Annotated in this window: 15 protein-coding genes and 1 tRNA gene; 8 read left to right on the top strand and 8 right to left on the bottom strand. The window is 41.2% G+C overall.

Features of this window, described 5'->3' with window-relative positions; translation table 11 throughout:
• Positions 1–4: 4 nt before the first annotated feature.
• On the top strand, positions 5–739 hold the full coding sequence (locus PSE60_RS07345) for a tetratricopeptide repeat protein (RefSeq protein WP_217007728.1): 735 nt from the start codon (positions 5–7) through the stop codon (positions 737–739).
• Positions 740–789: 50 nt separating this feature from the next.
• On the opposite strand, the gene dauA is transcribed toward PSE60_RS07345, so the two are convergent.
• The 5 genes from dauA to PSE60_RS07320 form a co-directional block, all read right to left on the bottom strand.
• The gene (gene dauA / locus PSE60_RS07340; protein WP_115167319.1) at positions 790–2,523 is read right to left on the bottom strand and encodes a C4-dicarboxylic acid transporter DauA; all 1,734 of its coding nucleotides are present in this window, start codon (positions 2,521–2,523) and stop codon (positions 790–792) included.
• A gap of 655 nt (positions 2,524–3,178) precedes the next feature.
• The gene (locus PSE60_RS07335) at positions 3,179–4,537 is read right to left on the bottom strand and encodes a phosphatase PAP2/dual specificity phosphatase family protein (RefSeq protein ID WP_272665010.1); all 1,359 of its coding nucleotides are present in this window, start codon (positions 4,535–4,537) and stop codon (positions 3,179–3,181) included.
• 181 nt (positions 4,538–4,718) lie between these two features.
• Positions 4,719–6,485, bottom strand: coding sequence for a bifunctional alpha/beta hydrolase/class I SAM-dependent methyltransferase (locus tag PSE60_RS07330; RefSeq protein WP_272665009.1), 1,767 nt, complete (start codon positions 6,483–6,485; stop codon positions 4,719–4,721).
• Between the two features lie 9 nt (positions 6,486–6,494).
• Positions 6,495–7,118, bottom strand: coding sequence for a CDP-alcohol phosphatidyltransferase family protein (locus PSE60_RS07325; RefSeq protein WP_272665008.1), 624 nt, complete (start codon positions 7,116–7,118; stop codon positions 6,495–6,497).
• Positions 7,119–7,361: 243 nt separating this feature from the next.
• Positions 7,362–8,165, bottom strand: a complete 804-nt coding sequence (locus PSE60_RS07320) for a helix-turn-helix domain-containing protein (protein WP_272665007.1) — start codon at positions 8,163–8,165, stop codon at positions 7,362–7,364.
• A gap of 153 nt (positions 8,166–8,318) precedes the next feature.
• Here PSE60_RS07320 and PSE60_RS07315 point away from each other — a divergent pair, with 153 nt between their 5' ends.
• From PSE60_RS07315 to PSE60_RS07295, 5 genes are all read left to right on the top strand, one after another.
• Entirely contained in the window at positions 8,319–9,269 is a 951-nt protein-coding gene (locus tag PSE60_RS07315) for a 4-hydroxyproline epimerase (protein WP_272665006.1), read from the top strand.
• A gap of 9 nt (positions 9,270–9,278) precedes the next feature.
• Positions 9,279–10,526 carry an NAD(P)/FAD-dependent oxidoreductase gene (locus PSE60_RS07310; protein ID WP_272665005.1) on the top strand — a complete coding sequence of 416 codons (1,248 nt, stop codon included), beginning with the start codon at positions 9,279–9,281 and terminating at the stop codon, positions 10,524–10,526.
• A gap of 17 nt (positions 10,527–10,543) precedes the next feature.
• A complete protein-coding gene (gene dapA / locus PSE60_RS07305) occupies positions 10,544–11,410 on the top strand; it encodes a 4-hydroxy-tetrahydrodipicolinate synthase (protein ID WP_272665004.1) in 867 nt (288 codons plus the stop codon).
• A gap of 8 nt (positions 11,411–11,418) precedes the next feature.
• The gene (locus PSE60_RS07300) at positions 11,419–12,903 is read left to right on the top strand and encodes an aldehyde dehydrogenase (protein WP_272665003.1); all 1,485 of its coding nucleotides are present in this window, start codon (positions 11,419–11,421) and stop codon (positions 12,901–12,903) included.
• An 86-nt stretch (positions 12,904–12,989) separates the two neighbouring features.
• Positions 12,990–14,510 (top strand): alanine/glycine:cation symporter family protein, encoded by a 1,521-nt coding sequence (locus PSE60_RS07295; RefSeq protein WP_272665002.1) that lies wholly within the window; start codon positions 12,990–12,992, stop codon positions 14,508–14,510.
• An 8-nt stretch (positions 14,511–14,518) separates the two neighbouring features.
• Here the strand turns inward: PSE60_RS07295 and PSE60_RS07290 are convergent.
• Positions 14,519–14,606, bottom strand: a tRNA-Ser gene (locus PSE60_RS07290).
• 337 nt (positions 14,607–14,943) lie between these two features.
• Between PSE60_RS07290 and ghrA the strand changes: the two genes are divergently transcribed.
• Complete coding sequence (ghrA, locus tag PSE60_RS07285) at positions 14,944–15,885, top strand: glyoxylate/hydroxypyruvate reductase GhrA (protein ID WP_210835583.1); 942 nt, start codon at positions 14,944–14,946, stop codon at positions 15,883–15,885.
• 138 nt (positions 15,886–16,023) lie between these two features.
• Positions 16,024–16,575, top strand: a complete 552-nt coding sequence (locus PSE60_RS07280) for a TorD/DmsD family molecular chaperone (RefSeq protein ID WP_115167313.1) — start codon at positions 16,024–16,026, stop codon at positions 16,573–16,575.
• 143 nt (positions 16,576–16,718) lie between these two features.
• Here the strand turns inward: PSE60_RS07280 and PSE60_RS07275 are convergent, their stop codons facing one another.
• Both PSE60_RS07275 and mdtH read right to left on the bottom strand, forming a co-directional pair.
• A complete protein-coding gene (locus PSE60_RS07275; RefSeq protein WP_115167312.1) occupies positions 16,719–17,279 on the bottom strand; it encodes a lipoprotein in 561 nt (186 codons plus the stop codon).
• Between the two features lie 38 nt (positions 17,280–17,317).
• Positions 17,318–18,523 (bottom strand): multidrug efflux MFS transporter MdtH, encoded by a 1,206-nt coding sequence (gene mdtH, locus PSE60_RS07270; protein ID WP_272665001.1) that lies wholly within the window; start codon positions 18,521–18,523, stop codon positions 17,318–17,320.
• Positions 18,524–18,690 lie beyond the last annotated feature (167 nt).

The raw sequence follows: 18,690 nt of genomic DNA, 5'->3' as shown, positions 1-18,690 counted from the left end.
AATTATGAAACCAAACTTTTTTAAAGCTATTATCGTTTCATCCCTAATTACGTTTTCTTTTCAAGCTATTGCTCAACTTGATATTACCCCTGAAGATAAACAAAAATTTGTACAAACTCACCAAAAAGCAACGAAGAAAGATGCCCTTGCTCAGTATCAGCTGGCCCAAATGTATTTTTCCGGTTTAGGTGTTCTACAAAATCTTAATAGTGCGCGTTTATGGGCAAACGAATCCGCAAAAAATGGTAATGCAGATGGTTATGCGTTATTGGCGGATATCAATCTATTAAGTGATAGTTACTTTTCACAGGAATTGGTTGATGCACGTAAATACGCGATTAAAGCGGTTGAAATGGGCAGTACACGGGGAAAAATCAGTTTAGCAGAGTCATTGATAAACCCAATTGCAGGTAAAACGGATTATCAACAGTCTATAGAACTTCTAAAGGAAGTTAACGCGCTAAATAACCCAGACTTTTTTATTGCTCCAGTTTTGCTTGGCGTTATCTACCTAGATGGCCAAGGTGTCGCAAAAGATGAAAAGCAAGCACAACAATGGTTTGATAAGGCAAATGAGATGACTTATCCAGGGTATGCAGAATGGATGGCAGCATTTAGATTTTCTGAAGATAACACAGGAACGGTGGCTATCGACCCAGTAAAAGCAAAAAAATTAAGGGCAATAGCCTGCGAAAAAGGGAAAGAAGCGGGGAATGAGATGTTTTGCTTCAATGAGTAACAGTTAAACCGCCATGTAAAATAACATGGCGGTTTAGTTAAGGGACTTAATTAAGACGCTGTTGTTGCCTTTTCTGTGTCGATAGAACCCGCCTGTTCGATAGCCTTAACAGCTTCAAGTGCATGATCCATTGAATTATAAAAACTTAACACGCCTTCAATCGGTGTAACTTTTGCTCTTGCCAACGTTTTTAATGGCTGGAACGGAATGTCACAAACTAAGACATGGGTATCTTTGCGTACGGCATCGATGAATTTTTCGAAAGCTTCTAAGCCACCCGCATCTAAGACCGGTACTGCGTCCCATTGCATAATGATGGTTTCATAACCTGCGCTTTTGACACGTAATTCATCAAAAATACGCTCAGCAGCAGCGAAAAATAATGGGCCATTTATTCTTACGACTAAACGGCTTCGCTCTTCATCTGTTTCCGCTAGTTGTGTTGAACGGGTCATATTGGCAATTCGTCGCATAAACAATAATGACGCGAGAACAATCCCGACAGTGATAGCAATAACCATATCGAATAGAACGGTTAGAGACATACATAGTACTAATACAATAATGTCATCTTTTGGCGCGCGTTTAATCAAATAAACGACTTTACCCGCCGCACTCATGTTCCAAGCTACAATCAATAATAATGCAGACATGGCGGCTAATGGCAAATAAGAGAGCATTGGAGCCAGAACCAATAATGTGAGTATCACCAATATTGAGTGAATAATGGCAGAAATGGGCGATGTTGCGCCTGCGCGGACGTTAGCCGCAGAACGAGCTATTGCGGCAGTTGCGGTGATACCACCAAAAAAAGGTGCTGCAATGTTCCCCACTCCTTGGCCAATAAGTTCGCTATTGGAATGGTGTTTGGTTCCCGTCATGTTGTCCAATACTACGGCACATAGTAGTGATTCAATCGCACCAAGCACTGCCATAGAAAATGCAGCAGGCATTAATGCGGTGATCATCGCCCAGTTAATTGGCGCACTTCCGGGGAGCTCCCATGGCAAAATAAACTGCGGTAGGATAGGGGGAATGCCATTACCTTCAGAGCCATCAGGCAATAAATAGCTAAATTCAGAACCAATAGTCGCGACTTCCATGCCAAATAATGAAAGCACCCACATGACGAAAGTCCCGACAATCAGGGCAGGTAAATGGCCGGGAAATCTTAATTTTAATTTAGGCCAGAAGATAAGCACCAAAAGAGTTGAAAGCCCAATTAGTGTGTCGCTGTATTGAAACGTGGGGAATGTATTACCAATAGCAATTAGCTTATCAACATAGTTTTCTGGGACATGCACCATTTGCAAACCAAAGAAATCTTTAATTTGCATTGTGGCAATGGTGATGGCAATACCGGAAGTGAAGCCTAATGTAACAGATACAGGGATATATTCGATGAATTTACCGAACCGAGCAAAGCCCATCGCAAGCAGGATAACCCCTGACATCATTGTCGCAACCAGCAACCCGCTGAGCCCAAATTGCTGTGAAACAGGGTAGAGGATCACTACAAATGCAGCTGTGGGGCCAGAAACGCTATAGCGAGACCCACCTGTTATCGCAATGACGATCCCTGCAATAGCCGCGGTATATAGCCCATATTGCGGCGGAACACCACTTGCAATAGCCAAAGCCATTGCGAGCGGAATAGCGATAATACCCACGGTAATACCCGCAATTAAATCTTTAATAAAGCGAGTAGCTGTATATTTTTCTTTCCAACAAGAATCTATTAGCGCACTAAAAGGGCGCAACCTATTAATTTTTTTTGTACTCATTATACCCTACCAAATAACAGGGTGAAAAATAAACGAAAGATGTACCTATAAGGATACGCTTAGCAATCTGAAAAAAATCTGTTATGTATCAATGAATCTGCAATTATCATAACGTTTTCAGTAACAAAAGTAAAAAACCGTTATATTATAAAGAAAAACAATTAGAATACATTTTATATAGCTGCTTTTTAGTTTTAGGCTACATATATGTAATAGCAATTTTATTTTTTGAACGGTAAATATAAATAATAGTATTGACTAATACTTAATCAATCAACTTGCTATTATTGCTACCAATAACCCTATCCATTGCACGAGTATTAACCCAAGAGCATGAGTGAAAAGACGTTTAGTCCCTGACCACCTTTGCTGCATTGTGTGATGTTTGATTTTGTTTGGAAATAAAAAATTTAATGCATTATCAAAATGTTCTGTTTCATTATGTGTGTAGATAATTTTAAAAAAATGGTTATCGAGCCATAGGCGATATATATAATACTGGCAAGTTATAAATATAATTATATTGGCGAATAAAATATATTTAGGGTAATTAGAATGGAAATACAAAGCGAATTGACAAAATAATGCCAATACAGACCCAGTCGCAAAATAACGCCAACTATGAGTTAAAATAGTGATAACTTCACCTTGTTGTTTATTCATCAATGTATTCATTATTCACTCGACTTAGATGGTAATCGGCATACCAATTATTCAGTTGTTGTATCGTTGCTGCATTTAAAATCACTTGTGGGCGAGCTTGTTCAACTAATGCTACGGCTTCTTCTGTGTTTTTAGCATCGCCATGATGTACCAACCATGCAACAGCAACAGTCGCACTTCGTGAATAACCTAATTTGCAATGAATGTATACCGCCCCATGTTTTACCAGTGCATCCATAGTATGGACTGACTTTTCGATATCTTCCGCGCTTAGTGGTAACAAATCAATTTGCGGTTGGCTACAATATTTAAGCCCTTTGCTGTAAGAATTGCGAGGCCATTCGCAAGTCATATCTAACACAGCTTGAGTTTGCAAAGCGTAAAGTGGGCGCCCTCCCAAAACAATGTGTTTATTCACAATACTGGGTTGTGCGCAGTGCTTAGCAAAGTAATGATAGGTTCCCCAAGCAATCAGCCGGTATGGTAGTAATAAAATAGCGGCAGAAGGGGAAATATTCCCTTCCGGTGTTTTTTGGAAAATGCTAGCACCAGCGCCTAAATAACCAAGGGTAATAAAAAAGAGAGCGATAGCGGGCCATAACAGTAACCAAGCGAATCCTTGGAAGATAAACGCAAGAATAAAGCAAACAAGAGAACCTATGCCATAATTTTTGCTCATTTTAAAACTGCGAGGTGACCCCGTGTAATGCCATTGCCAGTGAGTTTGTATAGGAAGTAAATAACTAATTAATAAGCCAACGGCAAAGCCGGTGACGACATCAATAAAGTGGTGCTGCCAAGTCGTCAATACGGACAGGAGAATGAGTATCGACCAACTATGAAGCAACCAGCGCCATTTTGTTGGTGTATGTGCTCGAAAACGTAACCATAAGATCCACAATAAAATAATATGTAATGAAGGAGCTTGGTTAAAGGGGAGGTCAAATAGCTCTAGGCTGTCAAACATCCAGCCAAATAGGCCATCAGTACTTGGTCGAGGGAAACTAAACTTAAGTGGAAATAGCAAAAAACCAATACAAGCGACAATCGAAGCCGTGATGAGCCGTAAGCCATGGATCATTTGTTCTTTACGGGTTGTGCAAATAAATAAAGATAACCCATAAAAAAGATCAATGCTCCAATAGGGAATGATAGACCAAGGGAGAAATGGAATATGGGTTTCCCAAGAAAAAACGATAGAAGGAACCTGATTTAACGTTGCGGTATACGTATTGACTTGGCCATAAGTTAGGAAGAAAAAAGGTGCTAGAAAAACTAGCCATAGCAAACCAGAGCGTATTATTTGGCGTCGAGATACAGCCTGTTGAGGTTTGCGGGTTGCAGTTATCATCCTTTATCCTATTCCTTTAAATGGCAACGAACTGGCGGTGATATCAGTAAATGATTAGGGAAATAAATAACGCTAAGCAGCATAGGTGCTTTGCGGGCAATAAACAATGGCTATCACCTAAAGTTGAAGTTAGTGATTGATGTCAACAATGTGGCATCAATCACAATGCGAGATAAATAGACTAACGTCGTCTAGCTATGGATACGCTGAATATGCCCCAGTTATCAATTGATTGGTTTAGTTTTTCAAAGCCCGCGTCTTCAACTAAAGTATCCATTTCGCCTTGGCTACGACAACGCATAACCCATGCTTGGCCACCTTGGTGGCTTGGTAGTACCCGAGCAATCATTTCAACTTGAGGGTGCCATGGCTGGCAAGTATAAATTAATAGCCCGCCAGATGGGATAGCTCGAGAAAGTCCATTTAATGAAGCTTTTATCATTTCATTACTGGGGAACAGTTCATACAAACCACTGACAATGCCAATTGTTGGAGATGGTGAAACCGCGGCTAAATCATCGGCGTCAAAAGCATTACCTTCAGTAAATTGAATTTTATCTTCAAGGTAACGTTCCTTAATATGTAACTGTCCTTGTTCAACATTGATAGGGCTATAGTCTCTTAATAGGACAGACTCAACTTTGCTATAATCATTAATTGCATCAAAGATATAACGACCTTGGCCTGCGGCAATATCCATAATTCGAACAGGGGTACCTGTCTCCGTGAGGTCACGAATCGCTTGCCGAATAATATTTTCAATATTCACTTTGCGTTGGCGTATTCCTTGCCAGCCTATACTGTTGAGATATTGCCTATCAATCACACGGCCAAATAAGCCTTTACCTTGGGCTTCGTCGCGGTATACGTAATCGAGAGTTGAACCTGAATCAAACCCTTTATCATAACCAATGCGAATACCTTCAGAAGCTTTGCCTAGTGTGCTCATTGATTTGCCCATAATTTTATAAGCAAGATTTTTAGGGCACCATTTAGGCAAAGGAGTCATGAGCGAACGATATTTTTCAGCACTGACACTCCAGATATCCTCATATTGATAATTATGTTGGTAGCGCGGTAAGGCGAATAATTTTCCAATAAAATCACGGATTTTTTCAATTGGGATATGGCGTTCTTTTTCACCTAGCGTGTCGTGATAAAAACCGGGCAATATATGCTTTTCTTTTATTGGGGTATTTAATTTTTCAAAAAACTGATGTTGAGGTCGATGGTGGACAACGTGGTCACTACCTGAAATAAATAATTGAGTTGGTAAGGTAATTGCACCTGCATCGGCCACTATACGTTCAGCTGTTTTATATAATTCAAGTAAAATATTGACGGCAATAGGGCGAGTGATCAATGGGTCGCGATTAAACGAATCAATTCGTTGTTCATCATGAGTCAGAAATTTAGCTTTGACATAGGAATTCACATAGAACAAACCGCGAGCTTTTTGCATTAAAGCAAGCCCTGCTCGGGCAAATGGAACATACAATTTAACCTTAAATGCAGGAGAGGCGAGTACCATTCCACGAATTTTGGGGGCGTAATCATGAACCCAAGCGGAGACAAGGACGGCCCCAACACTTTGCCCGATAACAACGATATTTTCTAAGGGAATATTATATTGGGAGGAAATGTGATGTACGAATTCATCGACATCATTGACAGACGTGCTTAGTGAAGGGCTATAACCTCGAGGGCCATCATTTCTACCATGGCCACGGGCATCCCATGCAAACATCGCATAGTCAGGTAAATTGAGTTCATCGACTAAATGGGCGACACGGCCAGAATGTTCATGGCCACGATGAAATAAAATAATCGCTTTGTTGGTCGAAGTCTCTGTTGGCCAATGTCGATAAAAAAGAGAAGTATGGTCACTGGTGGTAAATTGGGACTCAATAACGGGACGTTGCGTCAGATAATCTGTCTGAGCGTTCATAATTCTTCCTTAATTATTATTCGCCGATGCAGATAATTCACAAAGTGCACGACGAATACGGTTATAGCAAGTATAAAACAGCAACAAAGTTAAAAGGATAAACAGATAACTTACCCAACTAGAAAATATGATTTGTGGAAAAATACTCACAAGCAGCCCTAACGCACCGAAAATAAAGGCTCGATCACTTTTACCAATAGGGCCGTCATAGCGACGAGACGCACCAATTGTTTGAGTGATAACACCAATAAATTCAGTTAGTAGCGTAAGAAATAGAATGAATAAAATAAGCCAAAATGCTTGAGGGAAAATAACCGCAAATGGTAGGTATAGTGCGATATCTGAAATAACATCACCAAGCTCATTCAAGATTGCACCAAGGTGGCTTTTTTGGTTGTGCTCCCTTGCTAACATGCCATCTATCGCATTGAGTGCCATACGAATAAACAGTACGAAAGGTAATAAAATAAACAGGTGTGGGTTTGGAATGAACAGTAATAGCATTCCGCAGATCACAGACAAAAGTAAAGCTGCCAAAGTGACTTGATTAGCCGTAACACCCGCACTAAATAGCTTACGAACAATTGGACGAAGAAGATCTTGAAATTTAGGTTTCAGATCGTAAATGGTCATTGAGTATTCCTTTCTCATCACTGCACTTAGATGCAGCATTGGGATATATCAATACCCGATTGATGGATGTCTGCAATAAGAGCTATCTTAAGTTAGGAAATAACCAAGGGACGTTATCTAGTAATTTCATCGACGATGCCACGGTAACTATTTGAATATAAAAGCAAAAAATACGTCATAAAAGCTAAAGAGAATGGATTTATTGGTATTAAGGAAAAACTGATTAACCAATATGATACTCGATCAGGCCAATATCCTCTGTTTATCGATTTTTGAACGCATTCGTTTAAATTGGCTAGGTGTCATGGTGGTCATTTCTTTGAATTTTCGACAGAAAGCGCTGTGATCGGCATAAGCACACTTACTGGAAATTTCAGTAATTGAAAAATCATCGTCGAGTAGTTCAATTGCATGTTCAAGGCGCATTTTTTGAATATATTGTTGAGGGGTTATCAAAAAAATAGCTTTAAACTGGCGATTCAATTGAGAAAGCGAGAGGCCAGATATGTCAGCCAGAGTTGTCATTTTTATTGCGGTATCGAAATGCTCACTAATATAACGTTCAACACGGCTAAGTTGGTTGTTTAGCTTAGGGCTGACCGATTTCACATCTTGTAAATCCACTGAAATACCTGCAACTCCAATAACTTGGTTACGTGTATTAAAAATAGGAACCTTAGTCGTTAAACACCATCCCAACAAACCCGCTTTATACAGGTGAAGTTCAAGTTTATTAATGACGCTAATTTTCTTCTCCATCACTAAATAATCTTGAGAACTATAGCTTTGGCCTAGTTCTGAATGAAATATATCCTCAGCACATTTACCAACTAGATGATTAACGCTATCGATTTTACAACGGGTGGCTAAATTATCATTGGCCAACACATACTTTGCATTATGGTCTTTCACAAAGAAAGTCACATTCGGCAAGGTATTAATGAGGGGCATCACTAAGCCTAAATGATTTAATAGAACATCAATATTATCAACAGGAAACAGCATATTTTCCTGACTAATCAATAACAATTTATTTAGATTGATCATGCTGCGCTCCGAAATATTAAATTAATTTTACTAATTCTGTTAAATATTTTTAGATTGTGCAGAAAAGCGCATAAGTTTGTTGGAAAGATATCAAGAGTTGTTAACAAAAATCAAGCATTCTATTAACAATAATAATGGATAGGATGCTAACCAATGCAATATCAATATAACAAAATTGAAGTTATCGATTCCCATACTGCAGGCGAGCCAACTCGGCTCGTTATCGACGGATTCCCTGATTTAGGGCAGCAAAGCATCGCATCAAGACTGGAGATATTACGCCATCAACATGATGTATGGCGTAAAACCACCATTTTAGAGCCACGAGGTAATGACATTTTAGTGGGTGCTCTATTGTGTAAACCACAAAACCCAGCAGCAACAGCCGGTGTGATTTTTTTTAACAATCAAGGTTACTTGGGAATGTGTGGCCACGGCACTATCGGTTTAGTGGCTTCATTGCATTTTCTCGGCCATATCACTTTCGGTAAACATCTTATCGAAACCCCGGTAGGGGATGTCACGGCTCATTTGCATCAAGATGGCAGTGTGAGTATTCAGAATGTTTATTCATATCGTTATCGCAAAGCGGTACAAGTTAATGTTCCAGAACTCGGCACCATTACCGGGGATATTGCTTGGGGCGGAAATTGGTTCTTTCTTGTTGAACAGTCACCAGTCGCTATTGATTACCAAAATATTAAATTACTGACAGAAGTCAGTTTAAAGATTAAGCAAGCCTTATCTGATCAAGGTATTTGCGGTAAAGATGGCCAAGAAATTGACCATATCGAATTATTCGGTACACACCCCGAAGCCAATAGCCAAAGTTTTGTGTTATGCCCCGGAGGCGCCTATGACCGCTCCCCTTGTGGAACAGGAACAAGTGCCAAACTTGCCTGTTTAGCCGCGGATAAAAAGCTGGCGGCTGGTGACATCTGGCATCAAGCCAGTGTGATTGGCAGCCAATTTCAGGCCAGTTATCAACAGGCTGATGAAAACGGCATTATTCCAACTATTCGTGGTCATGCCTATATCAGTGGGAAAAATACCTTATTGATAGATGAACAAGATCCATTTCGTTTTGGAATTTCAGTGGCATAGGGGAATGAAATGGAACGCAAATATCCAGTGATTGTAGTGGGTGGCGGCATTATTGGCTTGAGTATTGCACTGACAGTGCAAGCTAATGGCTCACAAGTGCTGTTGCTTGATAAACATGAAATTGGCCAAGGAGCCTCATTTGGCAATGCAGGGCATATTGCGACAGAACAGGTTTTTCCGATTGCGGATCCGAGCGTTTTAAAATCAATTCCGAAAATGTTACTTGACCCACTGGGCCCTCTGCGCCTGGATTGGCGTTATTTATTACCGCTAACACCTTGGTTAATAAAATTGTTGGGTAACATGCGCCATAAGCCTTTTACCCATATTCATCACACATTGATGACACTAAATAGTGCCGCTTTCGATTCATGGCAAGCATTTATTCAGAAATGGCAATTAAATGACCTTGTCAAAATGAAGGGGTCACTATTGGTGGCAGAGAAAAAAGAGACGCTCGATAAGCTAAGCCAGCACAGTGAGTATCTACAAAGTATTGGTGTGACTAATCAATTGATTGATCAAGATGCGCTATTAACGCGCGAACCTGCTTTATCTGAAAGCCAAATTGGTGGCATTTTTTACCCCGATACAGGCCATGTTGTGGATTTATGTGTGTTACACAAAAAACTGACAGAAGCTTTTATCGATGCGGGTGGGCAAGTATTAACCCACTGTGAAGTAACAGAAATTACATCAACGTCGAATCAACAAGCGATATTGACAACCACTCAAGGGCTGTTTACAGGACAAAAAATAGTGATTGCAGGGGGCGCATTCTCTAAATCGCTAGTCAAAATGGTGAGTCGTATCAAAGTGCCACTTGAAACTGAGCGTGGTTATCATTTGATGTTGCCCCATGAGTTAGGTCGATTATCGATACCAGTATCAAGTATGGATAGGCGTTTTATTATGACGCCAATGTCTCAAGGGTTACGCCTCGCAGGAACCGTAGAATACGCAGGGTTAAAACGTCCTGCAAATATGCAGCGAGCTCAACATTTTCTCCCATTAGCGCAACCCATGCTAAAGAAAACATTAAATAGCCAACAATCTACATCATGGATGGGATTTCGCCCATCTACGTCTGATTCATTGCCTGTTTTAGACCATAAAGGTCCTTATATTTTTGCATTTGGTCACCAACACTTGGGATTAACCCAAGCGGCGATCACCGCAGATATTGTGAATAGTTTTATCCATCATCAGCCGACAAGTATCGACTGTACTGCTTTTTCCATTGAACGATTTCTTTAATTTTGAGGAGAATTCAAATGAATTTCCATGGCATTCTTGTTCCGTTAGTGACTCCATTTCATGATGATTTAACATTAAATATCAGTGCACTTGCTGAATTAACTGAAAAACTTATTGAGCGGGGTGTGACGGGGTTAGTGGTTTGTGGGACAACAGGGGAGTATTACGCATTAAACGAAGATGAACGTAAGACCGTGCTGTCAACCGTTTGCAAAATTGCCAAAGGACGAGTGACATTAATTGCGGGTATTAATGATTTATCAACCGAGGGGGCAATTGCACGTGCGAAACAAGCTCAAGAACTCGGTTATGAAGGGTTAATGCTGTCGCCACCGCCATATAGTTTGCCGGACCAGCAAGGGGTATATGCCCACTATGAAAAAGTCGCAAAATCAACACCATTACCCATTATTATGTACAATTTCCCAGCTCGGATTGGTATTGAAATTGACATTGAAACGGTCATTAAGCTAGCCGAAATTGACAATATTGTCGCTATCAAAGAAAGCAGTGGGAACTTTAGTCGAGCACTGCATTTATTACAAACACCATTCAAAAATTTTGAGGTCATTTGTGGTTGCGATGATCAACCAGTGGATTTCTTCTTTTGGGGTTCCAAAAGTTGGATTGCGGGAGCGGGTAATGTATTTCCAGCAGAGCAAGTTGCTATTTTTAATGCTGCACAAGCGGGTGACTGGCAACAAGCCAAGCAGATTATGAATGAAATTTACCCTGCAATTTACTCAATGGAATCAGGGGATTATAACCAAAAAGCCAAGGCGGGTTGCTTGAATGGCACATTCAATGTAGGTCCGGTTCGTTTGCCTCTGTCAAATATAGCGTCTAAAGAACGCGATGACTTTATTAAATTAATTAAGCGCTAGGGGGAAATATGACTCTTACCCAGCAGCAGGTATTTGAACGTGCAAAACAAGGAAAACTGTGGGCAGGCAATTTAATTGCAGGGCACCCAGAACAGCAAAATAGATTAGAAAACCGTACCCCAATCGACAACAGCATTATTGGTTTTATTGCAGATGGCGATGCTAACGATATTAATGTCGCGGTACAGGTGGCGCGTAGCACGTTTAATCAAGGTGAATGGCGCGGGTTATCGCCGCAAGAACGTAAAGCTATCATGCTTAAATGGGCTAATCTGATTGAAAAACACAGTGAAGAACTTGCAGCGCTAGACTGTATTGATGCAGGTAAGCCTATCACTGAATGCTTAAATACTGATTTACCTGCAACGATTGACACCTTTTATTGGTATGCCGAAGCGATTGATAAACTGTTTGGCAAAATTGCACCAACAAGTCATCAAGAATTGGGGTTAATAGTGCATGAGCCTATTGGTGTGGTGGGCGCGGTATTACCGTGGAATTTCCCTGCTCAAATGTTTGCGTGGAAAGTGGCTCCGGCTCTTGCTGTAGGCAACTCGGTGATAGTGAAACCGGCCGAATTGACCTCATTAAGTGCGCATCGCATGGTAGAGCTGGCCTATGAGGCCGGTATTCCTAAAGGCGCTTTAAGTCTCGTTTGTGGATTAGGTGAAAAAGTCGGGGAAGCGCTTGGCCGCCATCATGATGTTGATATGGTGTCATTTACTGGTTCAACAGATGTGGGACGCTTATTTTTAAAATATTCCGCCGAAAGTAACTTAAAAGAAATTGTACTCGAATGTGGCGGTAAAAGTCCTCAAGTAGTGTTTGAAGATGCGAATATTGAGGCGGCAATTCCACATATTATGGCGGCGGCTTTCTGGAATATGAGTGAAAATTGTAGCTGTGGTTCTCGCTTAATTGTGCACGAAAGCATCAAAAAAATACTATTAGAGAAGCTTGCCGTCGCCATTAAAGAATGGAAAGTCGGAGACCCAAGGCAAGCAGATATTTCAATTGGGCCAATGGTCGAACAGGCTCATTTTGAGAAAGTAAAATCCTTTTTAGATATCACGTTAAAAGAGGGAGGAAAATTAGTTGCGGGTGGAAAAATTCATCATGAATTGGGGGCTGGATGGTATATCGAACCGACAATTTTTGATGAAGTCACGCCTGAAATGTCGCTATTTAAGTATGAAGTTTTTGGCCCTATTTTAGCCGTCACATCGTTTAAAACTGATGATGAAGCGGTCGCTTTAGCCAATGATACTCAATATGGCTTAGCCGCCTCATTTTATAGCCAAAATATTCACCGAGCCATGCAAAATGCACAGCGTATTAACGCGGGTACCGTTTCAGTCAATGGCTTTAGTGAGGGCAATATTACAACGCCGTTTGGTGGTTTTCGTCAATCAGGTTTTGGCGGTAAAGACAACGGCTTAGAGGCATTTGAACAATATACTCAAACGAAGGTTATCTGGTTTATCCATCAGTAAAACGTTGGCCGGAGTCCCCTAGTGGACTCCGGTTTTTTTTACCCTGCAAATACAAATAAACAATTACAATAACGAAGGAGTACAAAATGGAAGCCATCGTTAATACAATCGTTGGTTACATCTGGGGTAATGCATTAGTGGTATTATCGCTAGGTGTTGGGCTCTATTTTACATTAGCAACTCGCGGTGTACAGTTTCGCTATCTCATTAAAATGGTCTGTTTGTTAAAGGAAAATAAAGCGTCAAAAGAAGGAATTTCCTCCTTCCAAGCATTCTGTTTAGCATTATCAGGACGAGTTGGGGTGGGGAATATCGCCGGTGTAGCGACAGCTATTGCTGCGGGTGGTCCTGGCGCGATTTTCTGGATGGTTGTCATGGGGTTATTAGGTGGAGCAAGTGCGTTTATCGAATCAACACTCGCTCAAATATACAAGCAGCGCTCTGATGGTCAATACCGTGGCGGTTCGCCTTACTATATCGAGAAAGGGTTAAAATTGAAGCCATTTGCCATTATGGTAGCTGCTGTTATTTGCCTATCTTATGGCGTACTAGTTCCGGGTATTCAAGCCAATACTATAGCTGACTCCTTTCAAACTTCATTCAACTTACCTCCAATTGCGACAGGCGGCATTGTGACAGTGCTGATGGCATGGCTAATCTTTGGCGGTGTAAAACGTATTGCGAGTGCTGCGGATAAAATCGTACCAATTATGGCGTTAGCTTATATCGTCATGATGGTGATCATCTTGGGTAGCCATTACGAACAAGTGCCAGGAATGTTCAGTTTAATCTTCCGTAGCGCGATGGGAATGGATGCCGTATTCGGCGGTATTATTGGTACGGCTGTTTCATGGGGGGTGCGCCGCGCGGTTTTTTCCAACGTAGCAGGTGCGGGTGAAGCTACATTTAGTTCTGCGGCAGCCGAAGTAAGCCATCCTGTAAAACAAGGGTTAATTCAAGCATTTTCAATTTACATTGATACTGTTGTTGTGTGTACAGCATCGGGTCTAATGATCCTTGTCACGAATATGTATAACGTTTTTCCAGACGGTTCGGCAACGGCCTTAGTCGAATACGTTCCTGGGGTTGCTGCGGGAACCGCATGGACACAAATGGCGGTATCAACAGTCTTTACTTCCGCAGGGTCGGGATTCGTCTCAATCGCCGTATTTTTATTCGCATTCACAACATTGATGGCCTATTACTATATTGCAGAAACCACAATTGTTTACCTTGATAGAAAATTACGTTACCCCATTCTAAAACTGATACTGAAGTTTGTATTTTTGATTATTGTTTTTATGGGAAGTGTTCAGTCAGTCAGTTTAATGTGGAGCCTTGGCGATATTGGGTTCGGTAGTATGAGTTATCTTAATCTTATCGCCATTGTCTTCTTGTCAAAACCGGCGCTACGGGCACTGCGTGACTTTGAACGGCAGGAAAAATTAGGTGTTGATCCAGTGTTTGACCCGAAAGTGGCCGGAATAGAAAATGCAGAACTCTGGGAAGATATTAGCCGTGAATACCATGCGCAAGGAATAGGTATAGAACCGAAAGAGAAACAAAATAAAGGGATGGCATATCAAGAAGAAGAGGGTAAAAACTAGAAGAAAAATGGCGGTGAGGGAGGGATTCGAACCCTCGATACGTTGCCGTATACACACTTTCCAGGCGTGCTCCTTCAGCCTCTCGGACACCTCACCGTTTTTCTAAATCTGTTGTGGAGTAGGGAATAAAAACCTGCTCTGCAACGGGGCGCTACTATAGGGAAAATAGCGTCTTACGTCAACTCCCTATTTATCCTTTTTCCGACTTTTGTTGCTGTTTAGCTAAATAAAAAACAATTTGATTATTATCTAATCTCAAATGTTATCGGCTAAGGTTAATAATACTTTTAATGTTAATTTAAAACGGCAAGTCACAGAAGTAAAAACCGTTAGCTAGTTAACAAAATTCTGATTGTGTACAGTGTATCGGCTTGATTAACTTGAAAAGAAATCCCATTCGGCACACTCTGTTAGAAACCAAAGAGGAGTTGCCATGAATATTTTATTTTACCATCCATTTTTTGATTCAAAACAGTGGATTGACGGCATGAAAGCACGCTTACCACAAGTGAATATTCGCCAATGGGAAAAAGGGGATAACCAAAGTGCGGATTACGCCATGGTTTGGTTACCGCCTTATGAATGTCTCGCTGGTCGCAGTGATTTAAAAGGAATTTTCGCTTTAGGCGCGGGTGTGGATGCTATCTTAAAACAAGAACAAGATAAACCAGGGACCCTGCCAGCTGGGGTTCCCGTAATGCGTCTGGAAGACACGGGTATGGCGATTCAAATGGAAGAATACGCTTGTGCAAAAGTGTTAAGTTACTTTCGTCGTATGGATGAATATCGCCAATTACAATCACAGCGCCAATGGAAGCAGTTACCAGCCTACCAACATGAAGATTTTGTTATTGGAGTGATGGGCGCAGGGGCATTAGGGCAAGCAGTTGCAAAGCGCTTAGTCAGCTTTGGTTTTCATGTAAGAACATGGAGCCGCTCTGAAAAACAACTTGATAACGTAAAAAGTTATTTTGGTCATGACCAGCTAGCTAATTTCCTTTCTGGTACCCGTGTAATTATTAATCTGTTACCAAGTACTCCAGAAACGGTGGGAATTTTAAACCAGCAACTATTTAGCCAGTTAGAGCAAGGGGCATATGTTATCAACCTTGCACGAGGCGCCCATCTGATTGAACAGGATTTGCTTTTAGCCCTCGAATCAGGACAAATTGCAGGTGCTGCACTTGATGTTTTTGCCAGTGAGCCGTTGTCGCAAATGCACCCGTTCTGGACACATCCCCGCATCGCTATCACCCCTCATGTTGCTGCTTTTACAAAACCGAAAGAAGCTATGGATATGATTGTCAGCAACATCCAACGTATCGAAGCAGGGCAAGCGCCTGTTGGTGTCGTTGATATGCAACGCGGTTATTAGTCACTTCTTTGCTGCAAGTGGTCTTTATGACCACTTGCAATTACCTCCCCCTAATATCTTTCCTATTTTTTCGATATACTGAAAGTAACTGCTTTGGTCACGAGGTGTGACTACTGAATCTGTAAAATAGGATAATATATGAACGAATTTTCAATCGTCTGCCGTATTTTGGGGACACTATTTCAACGTAGTCCCTCTGATAGCCTCGTAAAACCGCTTATTGATATGATTGCTCAAGATAAATTAAAAGCATCATGGCCATTGGAACAAGATGAGTTGTGGTCACGCATGGCAAAAGACCTCGATGTCAATGCAGTTAATGCGGATTACCAAGCCCTATTTGCGGGGGAATCTCCTGCAGTTTCAATGTTAGCGAATGATTACGATTCTGAAATTACAGAAGCAGAAGTTCGCGAATTTTTAACCGTTAGAGGAATGTCCCTGACGAATGCGCCTGCTGACGCTTTTGGTGCGTTGCTACTCGCGGCTTCTTGGTTAGAAGACCAAGCGGCAGAAGATGAAACCGCCGCTCAAGAAGAATTATTTGATAGCTATATTCTTAGTTGGTATGGCAGCTTTTTAGGTAAAGTTGAAGCGCATGCAACTACTACCTTTTACCGTACTTTAGCTCAAATTACGCGTGATGCAGTCATTGCTCTGCGTGATGAGCTTGACTCAGAAACTGAATAATCGTGACACTGTCACTTTTTATGGTGATGTTACTGATGTTTTAGTTAGCGCTATTGATTAATAATTTTGATTGAATATAAAAGGCAACAGATTTTCCTGTTGCCTTTAATGCTTTTATCAATCGAAATTATTTATGGTTAAAATTAATCAACTAATGGAATGACCAGTTTACCTGGTTTGATTTCAAGCCCTTTAGCGAGTTTTTTCGCGGTTGCTTCAGCCGCGCCATTATCAGGATTTAACACATAAACAGGTTGAGTTTCAAAGAAAGTTTCAAGGGAACTATTCAAGTAAGGAATAACCGCTGACATCGCTGTATCCATATTTTCTGGCATCACTTTGTAACTGCTAATATTCAACTCTTTTAAGTAAATTGAACCTGTTTTGGCGTCAAAATAAGGGCGAGCAGTGAGTGTCAGGTTAATTTGTGCTTCTGCTTTACCAATCAGCGAGTCTAATTTAACGGTTGCATCCCCCGTTAAAGCAACTTTTCCTGGTTCACTGCGGCCAATTTCTGATTTTAAATTAGCGAGTTGAATATCCGCATCAGCAAAGCCCGTAATACCGACCTTATGGTCATATTTTACTTTATTAGCAAGGTAATTATTAATTTGTGACTCACTAATACTAAACTCAGATAATTGACTACAACCCGATAAGAGAGTGAGAAAGCCTACCATAGCGGCGATTAAAAACTTCTTCATAGAGACTCCTTTTACAGTAATACCGCTAGTTTAGCGCATTACTGCCCACTCAACATGACTGTTTCAATTTTTTTGCGGTTAAATTGCTTATGTAGCGCCCATAAAGTAATAAAACCGATGATTCCTAATAAGAACCATGGAAGTTGAGGTAAGTTCCATTGGTGACCAATATCGTACATCCAGCCGCCGCCGGTATAACCGACAGCTCCACCTAAAGCAAGGCCTAAGCGGCTAAAACCCATATAGCTGCCTCGGGCTCGAGGGTCAGCAAGAGAGGCACTCAATGTTTCTCTCGCTGGGTCTGCAGTTACCGTACCTAAATAAAATAGGCACATAAGGGCGAATAGCGTATTGAGAGAGGTTGTCATGCCAATCGGAAACATGCTGAGACTCATTAAAAATAGCCCGGCCATAAGCCGTTGTTCAAGGCGAAAGTGTTTTTCGCTCCAACGCGCAATGGGATAAAGCAATGTTAAAGATATCGCTGCTTCAATCGCATACATCCATTTGACGGCAGTGGGTGTGCCTGCTAATTCATTGACAACAATAGGAAACATAAGCATCACTTGTACTGACAACATAAAATAGCCTGCCAATGTGACCACATAAGTTACAAAACGTTTGTCTTTCAGTACGCGTCCCATGCCTTCTTTAATGGGGGTTCTGACGGTTGAGATTCGATAAGCAGGTAATAACCAAGCATTGCAGATAGCAGCAATAATAAACACCGCAGCGCCAACCCAGCAGACATAATGGAAGTCATATTGTAGTAGCCAACTACCAATCAAAGCACCGATAACTGCACCAGCACTGTCCTGCATTAACAGCAAAGAATAAAAACGACCACGTTCATACGGGCGAGTTAATTTAATAACTAATGCGGTTCGTGGAGGATCAAACAAGGTTCCACCCAGTGCCGAAAGTACGCAAGATAGCCATAAAACCCAAGGGTCATGGGCCACCGCCATCACCGCAAAACCACTGGCACGTAATAGCATTCCAATGACAATCATGGGCTTCGCACCAAATCGGTCAGCGATAGCACCGCCAAAGATACCTAAACCCTGTTGAACAAATTGACGAAGTCCTAAGGCAAAACCAACCACCACAGCGGCCCAACCCAGTTGATCAACAAAACGAATAGAAATAAGCGGAAAAACGACAAAAAAGCCTAGAACAACCAACATGTTGTCAAGCAAAAGAAAATACTTGCCAAGGCTTCTTGCCCGTGACACTTGCGCCATGAGAGACACCATTAGAAAAATAGCAAAGGGGAAATGTTTCTTAAAATCAGATAGTAATAATATCAGTATAATAGGGTTCAATAGATGATATTTTTTTATCATAGTAACGTGGGGTATCGATGATTTATTTTTATCAATAAATATTCGTCATACTTCGCTCTGTGGCG

Source organism: Providencia sp. PROV174, assembly GCF_028480685.1.
Taxonomy (GTDB): domain Bacteria; phylum Pseudomonadota; class Gammaproteobacteria; order Enterobacterales; family Enterobacteriaceae; genus Providencia; species Providencia rettgeri.
Note: the sequence above shows the minus strand (reverse complement) of the source record. Positions and strands in the feature narration are given on the sequence as shown.

Excerpts from the sequence above, each read along its gene's own strand:
- PSE60_RS07345 (WP_217007728.1), top strand. The coding sequence starts at position 5 with ATGAAACCAAACTTTTTTAAAGCTATTATCGTTTCATCCCTAATTACG.
- dauA (WP_115167319.1), bottom strand. The coding sequence starts at position 2,523 with ATGAGTACAAAAAAAATTAATAGGTTGCGCCCTTTTAGTGCGCTAATA.
- PSE60_RS07335 (WP_272665010.1), bottom strand. The coding sequence starts at position 4,537 with ATGATAACTGCAACCCGCAAACCTCAACAGGCTGTATCTCGACGCCAA.
- PSE60_RS07330 (WP_272665009.1), bottom strand. The coding sequence starts at position 6,485 with ATGAACGCTCAGACAGATTATCTGACGCAACGTCCCGTTATTGAGTCC.
- PSE60_RS07325 (WP_272665008.1), bottom strand. The coding sequence starts at position 7,118 with ATGACCATTTACGATCTGAAACCTAAATTTCAAGATCTTCTTCGTCCA.
- PSE60_RS07320 (WP_272665007.1), bottom strand. The coding sequence starts at position 8,165 with ATGATCAATCTAAATAAATTGTTATTGATTAGTCAGGAAAATATGCTG.
- PSE60_RS07315 (WP_272665006.1), top strand. The coding sequence starts at position 8,319 with ATGCAATATCAATATAACAAAATTGAAGTTATCGATTCCCATACTGCA.
- PSE60_RS07310 (WP_272665005.1), top strand. The coding sequence starts at position 9,279 with ATGGAACGCAAATATCCAGTGATTGTAGTGGGTGGCGGCATTATTGGC.
- dapA (WP_272665004.1), top strand. The coding sequence starts at position 10,544 with ATGAATTTCCATGGCATTCTTGTTCCGTTAGTGACTCCATTTCATGAT.
- PSE60_RS07300 (WP_272665003.1), top strand. The coding sequence starts at position 11,419 with ATGACTCTTACCCAGCAGCAGGTATTTGAACGTGCAAAACAAGGAAAA.
- PSE60_RS07295 (WP_272665002.1), top strand. The coding sequence starts at position 12,990 with ATGGAAGCCATCGTTAATACAATCGTTGGTTACATCTGGGGTAATGCA.
- ghrA (WP_210835583.1), top strand. The coding sequence starts at position 14,944 with ATGAATATTTTATTTTACCATCCATTTTTTGATTCAAAACAGTGGATT.
- PSE60_RS07280 (WP_115167313.1), top strand. The coding sequence starts at position 16,024 with ATGAACGAATTTTCAATCGTCTGCCGTATTTTGGGGACACTATTTCAA.
- PSE60_RS07275 (WP_115167312.1), bottom strand. The coding sequence starts at position 17,279 with ATGAAGAAGTTTTTAATCGCCGCTATGGTAGGCTTTCTCACTCTCTTA.
- mdtH (WP_272665001.1), bottom strand. The coding sequence starts at position 18,523 with ATGGCGCAAGTGTCACGGGCAAGAAGCCTTGGCAAGTATTTTCTTTTG.